At 60.4% G+C, this 13,315-nt stretch carries 14 protein-coding genes and 1 riboswitch; of the genes, 7 read left to right on the top strand and 7 right to left on the bottom strand.

Features of this window, described 5'->3' with window-relative positions; all coding sequences use genetic code 11:
* The first annotated feature begins 65 nt into the window (after positions 1-65).
* Positions 66-794, top strand: a complete 729-nt coding sequence (locus PSJE_RS05810) for a dienelactone hydrolase family protein (protein ID WP_090453901.1) — start codon at positions 66-68, stop codon at positions 792-794.
* A gap of 284 nt (positions 795-1,078) precedes the next feature.
* Here PSJE_RS05810 and PSJE_RS05815 read toward each other — a convergent pair whose 3' ends face one another.
* The 5 genes from PSJE_RS05815 to purM all read right to left on the bottom strand — a co-directional run bounded on the left by PSJE_RS05815 (position 1,079) and on the right by purM (position 5,051).
* The gene (locus PSJE_RS05815) at positions 1,079-1,939 is read right to left on the bottom strand and encodes a pirin family protein (protein WP_057715819.1); all 861 of its coding nucleotides are present in this window, start codon (positions 1,937-1,939) and stop codon (positions 1,079-1,081) included.
* A gap of 62 nt (positions 1,940-2,001) precedes the next feature.
* Positions 2,002-2,418 carry an OsmC family protein gene (locus PSJE_RS05820; protein ID WP_057715818.1) on the bottom strand — a complete coding sequence of 139 codons (417 nt, stop codon included), beginning with the start codon at positions 2,416-2,418 and terminating at the stop codon, positions 2,002-2,004.
* Between the two features lie 202 nt (positions 2,419-2,620).
* Positions 2,621-3,334 (bottom strand): DUF3108 domain-containing protein, encoded by a 714-nt coding sequence (locus PSJE_RS05825; protein ID WP_057715817.1) that lies wholly within the window; start codon positions 3,332-3,334, stop codon positions 2,621-2,623.
* Positions 3,335-3,342: 8 nt separating this feature from the next.
* Positions 3,343-3,993, bottom strand: a complete 651-nt coding sequence (purN, locus tag PSJE_RS05830) for a phosphoribosylglycinamide formyltransferase (RefSeq protein ID WP_090453903.1) — start codon at positions 3,991-3,993, stop codon at positions 3,343-3,345.
* Positions 3,993-5,051 carry a phosphoribosylformylglycinamidine cyclo-ligase gene (purM, locus tag PSJE_RS05835; protein ID WP_090457782.1) on the bottom strand — a complete coding sequence of 353 codons (1,059 nt, stop codon included), beginning with the start codon at positions 5,049-5,051 and terminating at the stop codon, positions 3,993-3,995. Before purM ends, purN begins: the two co-directional genes overlap by 1 nt.
* A gap of 384 nt (positions 5,052-5,435) precedes the next feature.
* Between purM and PSJE_RS05840 the strand changes: the two genes are divergently transcribed.
* From PSJE_RS05840 to PSJE_RS05865, 6 genes are all read left to right on the top strand, one after another.
* Positions 5,436-6,494, top strand: coding sequence for a DUF2066 domain-containing protein (locus PSJE_RS05840; protein ID WP_090453905.1), 1,059 nt, complete (start codon positions 5,436-5,438; stop codon positions 6,492-6,494).
* 36 nt (positions 6,495-6,530) lie between these two features.
* Positions 6,531-7,604, top strand: coding sequence for an AI-2E family transporter (locus PSJE_RS05845; RefSeq protein WP_090453906.1), 1,074 nt, complete (start codon positions 6,531-6,533; stop codon positions 7,602-7,604).
* Positions 7,605-7,834: 230 nt separating this feature from the next.
* Positions 7,835-8,539 (top strand): DnaA regulatory inactivator Hda, encoded by a 705-nt coding sequence (hda, locus tag PSJE_RS05850; RefSeq protein WP_007984552.1) that lies wholly within the window; start codon positions 7,835-7,837, stop codon positions 8,537-8,539.
* A 222-nt stretch (positions 8,540-8,761) separates the two neighbouring features.
* Positions 8,762-9,394 carry a C40 family peptidase gene (locus PSJE_RS05855; RefSeq protein WP_008017885.1) on the top strand — a complete coding sequence of 211 codons (633 nt, stop codon included), beginning with the start codon at positions 8,762-8,764 and terminating at the stop codon, positions 9,392-9,394.
* A gap of 165 nt (positions 9,395-9,559) precedes the next feature.
* Positions 9,560-10,096 (top strand): C40 family peptidase, encoded by a 537-nt coding sequence (locus PSJE_RS05860; RefSeq protein ID WP_057715812.1) that lies wholly within the window; start codon positions 9,560-9,562, stop codon positions 10,094-10,096.
* Positions 10,097-10,114: 18 nt separating this feature from the next.
* The gene (locus tag PSJE_RS05865; RefSeq protein ID WP_090453908.1) at positions 10,115-10,768 is read left to right on the top strand and encodes an O-methyltransferase; all 654 of its coding nucleotides are present in this window, start codon (positions 10,115-10,117) and stop codon (positions 10,766-10,768) included.
* 141 nt (positions 10,769-10,909) lie between these two features.
* Here the strand turns inward: PSJE_RS05865 and PSJE_RS05870 are convergent, their stop codons facing one another.
* The gene (locus tag PSJE_RS05870) at positions 10,910-12,223 is read right to left on the bottom strand and encodes a PQQ-dependent sugar dehydrogenase (RefSeq protein WP_090453910.1); all 1,314 of its coding nucleotides are present in this window, start codon (positions 12,221-12,223) and stop codon (positions 10,910-10,912) included.
* A gap of 66 nt (positions 12,224-12,289) precedes the next feature.
* Positions 12,290-12,874 carry a hypothetical protein gene (locus tag PSJE_RS05875; RefSeq protein WP_090453912.1) on the bottom strand — a complete coding sequence of 195 codons (585 nt, stop codon included), beginning with the start codon at positions 12,872-12,874 and terminating at the stop codon, positions 12,290-12,292.
* A 153-nt stretch (positions 12,875-13,027) separates the two neighbouring features.
* Positions 13,028-13,261: riboswitch (cobalamin riboswitch) on the top strand.
* Positions 13,262-13,315 lie beyond the last annotated feature (54 nt).

The following is a 13,315-nucleotide window of genomic DNA, read 5'->3' on the forward strand; positions in this document are numbered from 1 at the left end:
GTGTTGTAGAAAAACCCGCTTCGGCGGGTTTTTTCATTTCGGTGCTAAAACATCAGGAGTCAGAAATGAGCCAAATCACTGTACGTTCCGTTGCCTATCAGATTGACGGCCAGGCTTACGAAAGCCGTCTGGCCTTCGATGCCGACCATAAAGGCCCGCGCCCGGGCTTGTTGATGGCGCCGAACTGGATGGGCGTCAGCGCCGGTGCCGAGGAGATCGCCAAGTCGGTGGCATCCAAGGGCTATGTGGTACTGATCGCAGACCTTTACGGTCAATCGGTTCGACCGACGAACAATGACGAGGCCGGCGCGGCCATGATGCCGTTGAAGAATGATCGCGCATTGTTGTGCAAGCGCATGCAGGTGGCGTTCGAGCAGCTGCAAAGCCAGGGTGAAGTGGCTGTCGATACTTCGAAACTGGCCACTTTCGGTTTCTGCTTCGGCGGTTGCTGTGCCCTGGAGTTTGCCCGTACCGGCGCGCCGGTGAAGGCCGCGGTGTCGTTCCACGGCACGCTGGACACACCGAATCCGGCTGATGCGAAAAACATCAAGGGTAAGGTCCTGGTGCTGCATGGCGCATCCGATCCATTGGTGCCGAAGGAGCAGTTGCCGGCGTTCGAAGACGAAATGAACGCGGCGGGTGTGGACTGGCAGTTGCTGAGCTACGGCGGTGCGTTCCACTCGTTCACCGACCCGCACGCCAATGTGCCGGGCATGATGATGTATGACGCCAAGGTGGCTGCCCGGGCGTTTACGTCGATGCATAACTTGCTGGATGAAGTGTTCAAGGGCTGATAGCTGTTTTCAGCCTGGATTGGGCCGGTGTCTTCGCCGGCCCCATCGCGAGCAAGCTCGCTCCCACAGGGGAATGGTGTCGTACACAACTCTTGCGGCCGACACGGTCAACTGTGGGAGCGAGCTTGCTCGCGATGGCGGCATAACTGGCGCTGAAGTTTTCAGGGCAATTCGAACCTCTCACTCCCACAGGGGAAATGTGTCGTACACAATTCTTGCGGCCGGCACGGTCAACTGTGGGAGCGAGCTTGCTCGCGATGGCGGCATAACGGGTGCTGAAAGTTTCAGGGCAGTTCGATTCGCTCAACTTCCCCGGGCACCGTCGGCCAATCCCCGGCCGCCCAACGCCGGCGTGCTTCATCAATCGCCGCCGGATCGCTCGCGACAAAATTCCAGTTGATCCGCCGTGGCCCGTCCAGCGGAGCACCGCCGAACAACACGGCGTGACTGTCGCTTTCGGCAAACAGTGTCATCTCTTCCCCCGCAGGCAGTACCACCAGCGAGTACGGCTCTATTGGCTCGCCATCGAGTTGCACTTCGCCGCTCAACACATACAGGGCACGTTCTTCATGCTCGGTGGGAATCAGCAATGTCGTCGCCGTTTGCAGGTGTAACTCCGCGTACAGCGTAGGAGAAAGCACTGGCACTGGCGATTCCAGGCAAAAGCCTGACCCGGCAATCATGCGAATCTTCACCCCCAGGTTTTCGCTGACTGGCAATGTGGACGCTGGATGGTGGCTGTAATGCCCCGGACCTTGTTCTTTATCCTTGGGTGAAGCCAGCCAGATCTGCAGGCCGTGCATCGTGAAGCCGCTTTCCTTCAGGGCCTCGGGCGTGCGTTCGACGTGGGCGATGGCGCTGCCGGCCGTCATCCAGCTGACGTCGCCAGTCCCGACCACTTGATCGGAACCAAGGCTGTCCTTGTGCTGGATCTGCCCCTGGAACAAATAGGTGAGGGTGGACAGGCCAATGTGTGGATGCTGGCGAATGTTCATGCCTTTGCCCGGTGGATAACGGGTTTCCAGCATGTGGTCGAAAAACACGAATGGCCCGACGCTGCGGCACTTGGCCGAAGGCAGCGGGCGGAGAATCGGCTGGCCCTCGACATCTTCGGTGCGGGGGCGGATCACGAGCGGAGTGTTCATGGTGCGTTCCAGGCTGAGCGGGTAATGCGTTCGAGCATAACCCGCTTGGGCAGCCCTTGCCGCTATTGGCTGAACGCGCCTTCGGACAAATGCGTTTCGATGCTGACTTCAGACGTGGTCATCAGCTTGTGGATCGGGCAGCGATCGGCCACACGGTGCAGTTCATCGCGCTGGGCGTCGGTGAGTACGCCCTTGAGGGTCAGTTTGACGTGCAGGGCGTACTGGCCTTTCTGTTCCAGGCTGTTGTCGCGCTTGACCTCGACGCCGACACCGGTCAGCGGGATGTCTTTCTTCCTGGCATACAGCTTCAGGGTCAGGGCTTTGCAGGCACCCAGCGCGGCATCGAAATAATCGTGTGGCTCCGGCGCCGAACCCTCTCCGCCAGCCGTGGCGGGCGCGTCGGCGAAGAGTTCGTGGTCATCGATCTGGACGCTGTGGCGCAAACCTTCGGCAGAAACGGTGTTGACGGTAACAGTCATGGCAAACCTCGCAGGCGACAGGAAAACTCATTCGATCAAAAAATGACCTTGAGGGTATAGAGCCATCGCGTTTGTCGGGTGTTCCAATCTGTAGGAGTGAGCTTGCTCGCGATGATCTCACTGGCACTGTGTGTATCCGCCAGGGCGAGTCATCGTTAAAGTCCATCGCGAGCAAGCTCGCTCCTACTGGTCTCGATCCGGATCAGCTGCCTTTGACTGGCTTGCCGTTGACCGTGCCGTCCAGGAGCATGATGTTGTATTCCTTGCCGTCGGTTTCGACCTGTTGCAGGCGGACCAGCAGGTAGTCCCAATCCTTGGCGAACCACAGCACGGTGATGCGCTTGCTTTGCGTCGGATCGCGTACGCGCTCGACCTTGATCGCATCGATCTGGCCAGCCTTGGTGTCGACTTTTTCCGAGCCCAGCACACGGAAGTCATAGGTATCGACTTCGCCATCATCGACAACCTGATAGCTCATGCTCTTTTTGCCGGCAGCCACGTCATGTTGCAGCGCCAGTTGATAGGTGGATTTGTCGACCATGCCGCGGTTCAGCGGAATATCGACCGCGTCACCACGATCGGTGCCGGTGACCTTTTTCGCGGCCCAGTCGAAATCCAGGTCGGCTTTCTTGGCTTTGCCCAGGCCGCCACGCTCGAAGTGGTAGGACTGGGGCAGCAAGGTATCCTTGTCCACGGTCAGGGTGCTTTCTTCGGACAGGCTGGCGATCATCATCGAAGCCTTGAAGCTGAGCTTCCAGACGCCGTTGGCTTCCTTGGTCAGGCTGCGCTCGGCAGTGCCACTCATGGGCAGCTGTTTCCAGTCGGCGGTGTAGCTGGCGGAGAAAGGTTGAAGGTCTGCCGCCTGGGCGAAGGGCAAGGCGAGCAGAGCGCAAGCGAAGAGCAGGGCGCGACGCATAAAATCTCCTAGTTTCGAATCAAGTGGCCGCTGGCCGCGAGTAACTGTCCATCCAGTAAAGCACCTTGCTCGCCGAGGGCTAGACGACCTTCGGCAAACCAGCGTACGGCCATCGGGTAGATCAGGTGTTCCTGAACATGGACCCGCTGCGCCAGACTCTGCGGCGAATCCTGTAACTCTACCGGTATTACAGCTTGTACGACCAGTGGTCCGCCATCGAGTTCCTCGGTGACGAAGTGCACGGAGCAGCCGTGCTCGGTGTCGCCAGCCTCCAGCGCACGCTCATGGGTGTGTAACCCTTTGTGTTTGGGTAGCAGCGAGGGATGGATATTGAGCAGGCGCCCCTGATAGTGGCGTACGAAACCAGCGCTGAGAATGCGCATGAATCCGGCGAGTACCACGAGTTTGGGATTGAAGGCGTCGATCAGTTCGATCAGCGCGGCGTCGAAGGCCTCGCGACCTTCGAAAGCCTTGTGATCCAGGGCGCGGGTGTCGATACCCGCGTCCCTGGCGCGTTGCAGGCCGTAGGCGTCGGCGCGGTTGGAAATCACCGCAGCGATGCGGACCGAGCTGTCGCCGGTCCGCGTGCTGTCGATCAGGGCCTGCAAGTTACTGCCGGTGCCGGACAACAGCACCACGACATCACAGGTCTTAGGCATCAGTGAGCCTTGAGGTTCTTCAGTTCAACCTGAGCTGCGCCTTCGGCAGCGGTGGAGATCTGGCCGATGACCCAAGGCTGCTCGCCCGCTTCGCGCAGAACGTTCAGGGCGGCTTCAACGTGCTCCTGAGCCACGCAGATGACCATGCCCACGCCGCAGTTCAGCACGCGGTGCATTTCGTTCTCGTCAACGTTGCCTTTCTCTTGCAGCCAGTCGAACACTGCCGGGCGGTTCCAGCTTGCCACGTCAACCACGGCTTGAGCGCCTTTTGGCAGAACGCGCGGGATGTTGTCCAGCAGACCGCCGCCAGTGATGTGGGCCATGGCTTTGACAGCGCCGGTTTCCTTGATCAGCTTGAGCAGCGGCTTCACGTAGATACGGGTCGGGGCCATCAGCAGGTCGGTCAGCGGCTTGCCGTCGAGCTGGATGTTCTCGATGTCGGCGCCGGATACTTCGATGATCTTGCGGATCAGCGAGTAGCCGTTGGAGTGCGGGCCGGAAGACGGCAGGGCGAGCAGGGCATCGCCGGCAGCAACCTTGGAACCGTCGATGATTTCGGATTTTTCCACGACGCCGACGCAGAAACCGGCCAGGTCGTAGTCTTCACCTTCGTACATGCCCGGCATTTCAGCGGTTTCGCCGCCAACCAGCGAGCAGCCCGACAGTTCGCAGCCTGCGCCGATGCCGGTCACAACCTGGGCAGCGGTGTCGACGTTCAGTTTGCCGGTAGCGTAGTAGTCCAGGAAGAACAGCGGCTCGGCGCCGCACACCACCAGGTCGTTGACGCACATGGCAACCAGGTCGATGCCGATGCTGTCGTGCTTGTTCAGATTCAGTGCCAGGCGCAGCTTGGTGCCGACGCCGTCAGTACCGGAAACCAGCACAGGCTGCTTGTAGCCGGCCGGGATTTCGCAGAGGGCGCCGAAACCGCCCAGGCCGCCCATGACTTCCGGGCGCGCAGTGCGCTTGGCGACGCTCTTGATGCGTTCGACCAATGCTTCACCGGCGTCGATGTCTACACCGGCGTCCTTGTAGCTCAGGGAGGGTTGCTTGCTCATGATCCAGGCCTTTAGGGGGGGGATTTCTGGGTAACGACCGAGTCCATCGGGACCGCCGAAACAGGCGAAGGCGAGGGCCATGCACGAATTTCAGGGTGCCCGGCTGTTGCCGGTCTGCGAAGGCGCGCGATTTTATCAGGCTTGAGCCGCAGCGGCCATCCTCAGGCCGACAGCAGGGCCATATCCGTTCAAAAAAACCGTTAATGCGCGGTGTCGGTGGCATCCTGCATGGCTGTATAAGGTATCGCATTAACCGTCTATCGTTATGACAGTGCGAAAACTTACCCGGAACGTGTGAATGTTTTGCGTCGGGCAACGGTCACAGTCTTGCTCGATCGTCTTCATGCGGTCTGTTCCAGCCGCTCTTGTCGTCAGGAATCCTCCATGCGTTTTTGTAAATTCTTGCTTGTGAGTTGTTTGTCAGTGGTCAGCCTGGTCAGTCAAGCCGAAACCGTCAAAGGCCTTTACCTGGTGCGCGAGCCGGTGAATGGTCAGTCGCCCGAGGAGCGCGACCAGGCGACTCAGCGTGCGTTGGACACGTTGGTACTGCGCCTGACCGGCGACCCCAAGGCCGCCCAAAGTCCGGGGTTGGCAGCGATTCGCAAAGACCCGCAACAGATCATCAGCCAATACGGCTTTGAGGCCGGGCCCCCGGAAGTCCTGAAGGTCGATTTCGATCCGGGTACCACCGAGCAGGCCTTGCGCCGCGCCGGCCTGGCCATGTGGGGGGCCAATCGGCCGTCGATCCTCGGCTGGTGGTTGAATGATTCCACCGAGGGTTCAAGCCTGGTGGGCGACGGCCAGGCCAGCGCGGCGCCGCTGCGTCGGGCTGCCCAGCATCGGGGCTTGCCATTGCGCTTGCCATTGGCGGATCTGAACGAACAGATCGTCGCAACCGCGCCGAACCTGGAGGGCGCAGATCCCGCACCTTTGCATGCGGCATCGGAACGCTACAATGCCGACGCCCTGCTTGCCGTACACGCCATGGAAGAGGGCGGGCAATGGCAAGCCAAGTGGCAATTGTGGCTGGGGGATAAAAAAGAGGCCGGCAGTGTGCAGGGCGCCGATCAGGCCGCCGTGGCCGATGCGGTAATGCTGGCGGTCAACGAGCGCCTGGCGCCGCGGTTTGTCGCCAGGCCGGGTGCTTCGAGCGAGCAATTGCTGGAAGTGCAAGGCATGAATCTTGAGCGCTACGCGTCGCTCGGACGATTGCTGGAACCGTTTGGCGGGCGTGTGCGCAGTGTCGACGGTGACCGGATTCTTTATCGGGTCAATGGCAGCGTCGATCAGTTGCGTGCGCAACTGTCGCTGGCGAGACTGCAGGAGGCGCCGGCGGGTCAGGCTCCGGTCCCGGCCCCGGTAGCGCCCGTTCAGCCAACCACCGGCAGCCCGGTGCCAGCCGCCGCGCCGGCCCCGATCCCGCAGCTACGTTTTCGCTGGTAGTTTTTCTTTCTTTATATAGAAGCAATGGAGTGGTTCATGGCCGATACGCGGCGTTGGTTCTGGCTCGGCGGGGTGGTCCTGCTGTGTGTGTTTGTCTGGTTGTTGCATCCGATCCTGACGCCGTTCCTGGTGGCGCTGCTGTTGGCCTACCTGTTCGACCCGCTGGTGGATCGGCTGGAGAAGGCAGGCCTGTCCAGAACCTGGGGTGTCGTGGCGGTGTTTACCCTGTTTACATTGATCTTCACCGCGCTGCTGCTGGTGTTGGTGCCCTTGCTCGCCAGGCAGTTGTTTCGTTTGTATGAGCTGGCCCCGCAAATGCTCGACTGGCTGCAGCACACGGCGTTGCCCTGGGCGCAATCGAAGTTCGGCCTGTCGGACGGTTTCTGGAAGTTTGACAAGCTCAAGGCCGCCATCAGCGAGCATATGAGTCAGACCACTGATGTTGTCGGTGTGGTGCTGAGTCATGCCACGGCCTCGGGACTGGCGTTGATCGGCTGGCTGGCGAACCTGGTGTTGATTCCGGTGGTGAGCTTCTACTTGTTGCGGGATTGGGACCTGATGATGGCCAAGGTCCGCAGCCTGCTGCCCCGTGATCGTGAAGCGCGCGCGGTGTCGCTGGCGGGTGAATGCCATGAAGTGCTCGGAGCGTTCGTGCGCGGACAGTTGCTGGTGATGGTGGCCTTGGGTGTGATCTATGCAGCCGGCCTGATGCTGGTCGGGTTGGAACTGGGTCTGCTGATTGGCCTGATTGCCGGTCTGGCGGCGATCGTGCCGTACATGGGGTTTATCATCGGCATTGGCGCGGCGCTGCTTGCGGGGCTGTTCCAGTTCGGTGGTGATCTTTATCCAATGCTCGGAATTGTCGCGGTGTTCATGGTCGGCCAGGCGCTGGAGGGTATGGTGCTGACGCCGTTGCTGGTCGGTGACCGGATTGGTCTGCACCCGGTGGCGGTGATTTTCTCGATCCTGGCCGGTGGTGAACTGTTTGGCTTTACCGGTGTGCTGCTGGCATTGCCGGTCGCTGCGGTGATCATGGTGCTGGTGCGCCATGTGCATGATTTGTATAAGGATTCTGATATCTACGGGAGGGCCGACGAGCCGCAGGTGTAAGGGCCGGCGATAGCCGATGGCGGGCTGCCCGGGTTCGTACCGGATCAGCCTGCCGGCGTCGCCCGACTGTCACATGCACCGCCAAAGAATCTGTCACAAAACCAATGCATTAACGCAAACCTTTGATTTTGCTTGTGGTCTGTCGCATTGTGCGGTCCGCTTCACGGGTATAAACTTCGCAAACTTTACACAGAGGCCACTAACGGTTCCTTTGGAACTGTTCAGTCAGCATGAAACCGATTCAGCTGCCCCTAGGTGTGCGTCTGCGTGACGACGCCACCTTTATCAACTACTACCCAGGCGCCAATGCCGCTGCACTCGGCTATGTCGAGCGGCTGTGCGAAGCCGACGCCGGCTGGACCGAAAGCCTGATCTACCTTTGGGGCAAGGACGGGGTAGGGCGTACGCACCTGTTGCAGGCCGCCTGCCTGCGCTTCGAGCAATTGGGCGAGCCGGCGGTGTATCTGCCGTTGGCCGAGCTGCTCGATCGCGGCATTGAAATCCTCGACAACCTCGAACAGTACGAGCTGGTCTGCCTGGATGATTTGCAGGTGGTCGCCGGACGAGCAGATTGGGAAGAGGCGCTGTTTCATCTGTTCAATCGCTTGCGCGACAGCGGTCGGCGCTTGCTGATTGCCGCGTCGACATCCCCTCGGGAGCTGCCGGTGAAGCTGGCGGATCTCAAATCCCGCCTGACCCTGGCCTTGATCTTCCAGATGCGTCCGCTGTCCGATGAGGACAAACTGCGTGCCCTGCAATTGCGCGCATCCCGTCGCGGTCTGCATCTGACCGATGAAGTCGGGCATTTCATTCTGACTCGCGGTACCCGCAGCATGAGTGCGCTGTTCGAGTTGCTCGAGCGCCTCGACCAAGCCTCCCTCCAGGCTCAGCGCAAGCTGACAATCCCGTTTTTGAAAGAAACCCTCGGCTGGTAAACCCGCTGAAACCGGGGCGTTTAGCCGTTTCGGCATATTTCAGGCGCCAGAAATCCCGCTTTCCTGCAAGGTTGCAGGCCGCGTGTGTGTTTAAAATGGGCTTAAGCGCTTAGATGTAAACGAGAAACGGATAAGTCACAAAAAGATCGATTGAATTTGCAAATGAGGTTGATAGCGGGCATAGTCTCGGCTTCTTTACAACTTTCAGCCACGGTCGTGCCCATGCTAAATCGCTTCGCACCCCTCGTGCCTCTCGCACTCGTTACCCTGTTGTTCGGTTGCGCTGCCCACACTCCAGTGGCCCAGCAAGCTCCGCAACAACAGGTTCAAAACTCGGTCACCGCCCAGTCTTCCGCTCTCTTTCAGGAAGAGCTGGCTACCGAAAAAGAACTCGCAGACTTCGCTGGCGGCAAGTCCTACCAGCTTCCGGTCCTGGCCGACAGCATCCTCGAACGTGGCATGTCCCTGATCGGTACCCGCTACCGTTTCGGCGGTACTTCTGAAGCCGGCTTCGATTGCAGTGGTTTCATCGGTTACCTGTTCCGCGAAGAAGCGGGCATGAACCTGCCGCGCTCCACCCGCGAAATGATCAACGTGGACGCTCCGCTGGTCTCGCGCAGCAAGCTTGAGCCGGGCGACCTGCTGTTCTTCGCAACCAACGGTCGTCGTGGTCGCGTCAGTCACGCCGGGATCTACCTGGGTGACAATCAGTTCATCCACTCCAGCAGCCGCCGCAGCGGCGGTGTGCGCATCGATAGCCTGGGCGACAGCTACTGGAGCAAGACCTTCATCGAAGCCAAGCGCGCCCTGGCAATGGCACCTAACGCGTCGCCAATCGTCACTGCACGCAAATAAGCGGACAATTTGTAAGGCGAACTTAAAGTCTTACTTGAAGTTTGTCGTGTAGCCGCTAGAATCTTGATCTACAAATGATGGCAAACCGCCTGCGTCCCACGCAGGCGGTTTTCTTTTCTGCGCTCCCCGCAGAAAAAGCCGCAGCCAGATCAGGATGTTCTGCTTATGACGACGTCGGCCCGCCTCGCAATCATGTTCTTCGCAGCGCTGCTCAGTGCCTGCGCCAGCCGCACACCGCCTCCTGCGCCGGTGGTTCGCGCTCCCATCGTATTTGGTTCCTCACAAGCTTTTTCGCCCGAAGCGGAAGACGTGCTGTTTCGCGCGCTCGGTCTGGTGGGCACGCCTTATCGCTGGGGCGGCAATACGCCGGATTCCGGATTTGATTGCAGCGGCCTGATCGCTTATGTGTACCGCGATGTCGCCGGTATTGCCTTGCCGCGTACCACGCGCGAGATGATCTCCATGCAAGCGGCGAATGTGGGCAAGGACGGCTTGCAGACCGGCGACCTGCTTTTCTTTGCCACCAATGGCGGTTCCCAGGTCAGTCATGCTGGCATCTATGTGGGAGAGGGGCGTTTCGTCCATGCGCCGGCCACCGGCGGCACCGTGAAGCTCGACAGCCTGTCCAAGGCGTATTGGCAAAAAGCTTACCTGAGCGCCAAGCGTGTTCTGCAGCCTGAACATTTGGCGCGCAATCCATAACCTCCGGAGCTGGTGGTCATGACTGCTCGCACGCTCAATCTCGACGACGCCCTGTACCAATACCTGCTCGATGTTTCCCTGCGCGAAACGCCTCTGCTCAAGCGCTTGCGCGATGAGACCCAGGCGCTGCCGATGGCACGCTGGCAGGTGGCTCCTGAGCAGGGGCAGTTTCTTGCTTTGCTGGTGAAACTGACGGGGGCCAGGCGTTTGCTCGAAGTCGGCACCTTTACCGGTTACAGCGCACTGTGCATGGCGGCGGCATTGCCCGCTGAGGGTTCGCTGATTTGCTGTGATATCCCCGGCGACTACAACGCCACGGCCCTGCGTTACTGGCAGGAAGCCGGGCTGGCCGGACGCATCGATCTGCGTCTGGCACCTGCGCTGGAAACCCTCGGCAAGCTGGACCAGCCAGGCCAGTTCGATCTGATTTTCGTCGATGCCGACAAGGCCAACTACCCGGCTTATCTGGAGCACGCCCTGCGATTGCTGCGGGTCGGCGGGCTGGCGGTGTTCGATAACACGCTATGGAGCGGGCGCGTGCTCGAGACCAGTCCCGAGAGCGCGGACACCCGGGCGATCCAGGCGCTCAACCGGGCGTTGAAGGACGATGCGCGGGTGGATCTGTCGTTGTTGCCGTTGGGGGATGGGTTGACTCTCTGCCGCAAACGCTGAGCTGGAAATCCTGTGGGAGCGAGCTTGCTCCGGGCGGCGTTCCGACGATAGCGGTAGGTCAGTCAGCATCGATGTTGAATGTGCCGGCCTCATCGCGAGCAAGCTCGCTCCCACAGGGTTCTGAGTTCATCCGGGATGGTGTTATCTGGCAGCCGACACCCGCCACACCTTGTTCCCCACATCATCGGCCACCAACAGGTCACCCTGTCGGTCGATCACCACGCCCACCGGGCGGCCCATGGCTTCTTCCTTGCCATTGAGAAACCCGCTGAGCACATCAACCGGATTCCCGACCGGCTTGCCGGCGCGGAAGGGCACGAAAATCACTTTGTAGCCGCTGTACGGCTTGCGGTTCCACGAGCCGTGCTGCCCGATGAATGCCCCTTGGGTGAAGGGCGGCGGCAGTTTGCTGTTTTCAGCGAAGGTCAGGCCCAGTGATGCCGTGTGCGGGCCGACGGCGTAGTCCGGAGCGATAGCCTTGGCCACCAGGTCCGGGTTTTGCGGCTCGACGCGAATATCGACATGCTGGCCGTAGTAACTGTACGGCCAGCCATAGAATGCGCCGTCTTTCACCGAGGTGATGTAGTCCGGTACCAGGTCGCTGCCGATTTCATCCCGTTCGTTGACCGCGGTCCACAGCGCGCCACTGTGCGGTTCCCAGGCCATGCCGTTGGGGTTGCGCAGGCCGGACGCGAAGATCCGCTGCTGGCCGGTGGCGCGATCCACTTCCCAGATCGCCGCGCGACCTTCTTCCTTGTCCATGCCGTGTTCCGCAACGTTGCTGTTGGAACCCACGGTGACGTACAGCTTGCTGCCGTCCTTGCTGGCGATGACGTTTTTGGTCCAGTGGTGATTCAGCAGGCCGCCCGGCAGGTCGACCACTTTTGCCGGCGGTGACTTGATCTGCGTATCGCCACTTTCATAGTGAAAGCGCAGCAGGCGATCAGTGTCGGCCACATACAGGTCATTGCCGACCAGGGTCATGCCGAAGGGCGAGTTGAGGTTTTGCAGAAACACCGTGCGGGTTTCCGCGACCCCATCGTGGTCCTTGTCGCGCAGCAAGGTGATGCGGTTGGCGCTGGGCACCCTGGCTCCGGCACGCCCCATGAATTTCTTCATGATCCAGCCGCGAATGCCTTTGCCGTCTTCGGGTTTGGGAGGGGCATTGGTTTCCGCCACCAGCACATCGCCATTGGGCAGTACATAAAGCCAGCGCGGGTGATCCAGGTCTTCGGCAAAAGCGGCCACTTGGGTGCCATTGGCGGCGATGGGCTTCGCACCCTGCGGCCAGCCGATGGCCGGGGCGATGTTCACGATCGGGATCAGGGTTTTGTCGGGTTCTGGCAGTTGAGGCGAAGGACCGGTGCCGTCGGAGACTTGCAGGCGGGCGGTCCCGCCACAAGCGGCGAGCCCTCCGCAGAACGCGATAACGAGAACGAGCGGGGGCGTGCGCATGCGGGTCTTCCCTATGAGTGCCTTGTTCTAATCATAGAGGCGCGTTGTCGTCCGATGGTTCAACCCTTAGCCACGTGCCTCCTTGAACAGCACTGCTATGCCGGGGTGATAGTTGCCGGCTTCGTTGCGCAACTTGCGGTAGGCATAAGGGAAATACCAGGCAACGGCGCAGGTGTGTTCCTTTTGCAGGTCGTCGACCATGTCCTGGAGTTCTTCCGGTGTGGCGCCCTGCTGAGCTTTTTGCGGGGCGACGAACAGGCAGCCGAGTTTCAGGTCGCTGGCGTGGCTCAGGCGCTTGGCATCGCTGGCGATGTCGAGCAGGGCCTGGGTCAGATTGAGGCTGTTGACCCGTGGCCAGCGCTGGCTGGTCTGGATGTAGGCGCGGGTTTCGGGTGAAGCCAGGAGCAGGTCGGCGCGGCTGTTGCGTTCGCCTTCTTCGGTCTGCTTGCGGGTGGGCGTCTGTTGCAGCGTGACCATCTCGGCCATCCAGGCGGCGGCAGACAGCAGTCCGAGGTTGGCCTTCTCGTCGTGCCAGTACGGTGTGTCGCCATCACCGCGGACGGCGTTGTAACGGTCGATGCATTCGAACCAGCGTTCGAGCACCGGGCGCAGGAATTCCAGCTTTGGATTGCTGATGATCATGCCTTGCATGGGCTCACCCTTGTTGTTGTGTTGTGAGTTTGTGGCTCTTTGATATCACTGCTGGGAGCGTGGCACAAGATTGACGTCAGTTTATTGATTGATGGCAGTTATTCGGTCGATGGCCTCCCGGCTTTAATTGACGCTCCACCCCCAACCCTCTAACCTTCGCGGCTTGTTTCAGGTGCTCTGTGGCTTGGGTCGACAGAGTGAAACAGGGAAGCCGGTGAGTGAGTCCTTCTGTTGGTCGAAGGCCCGCAATTCCGGCGCTGCCCCCGCAACGGTAAATGAGTGAAAACTGTGTGTGATGCCACTGTGTCGATTTGATGCGGGAAGGCGCACGGTCTGGCCCCGCGGCCACTCATGAGCCCGGAGACCGGCCTGATTCATCCAGCGGCATCACGGTGGGCGATGCCAGGCTTGTTGCCTTCTATTCTTGTGCCTGCCCGCCGT

This window comes from Pseudomonas jessenii (assembly GCF_002236115.1).
In the GTDB taxonomy this organism is placed as follows: domain Bacteria; phylum Pseudomonadota; class Gammaproteobacteria; order Pseudomonadales; family Pseudomonadaceae; genus Aquipseudomonas; species Aquipseudomonas jessenii.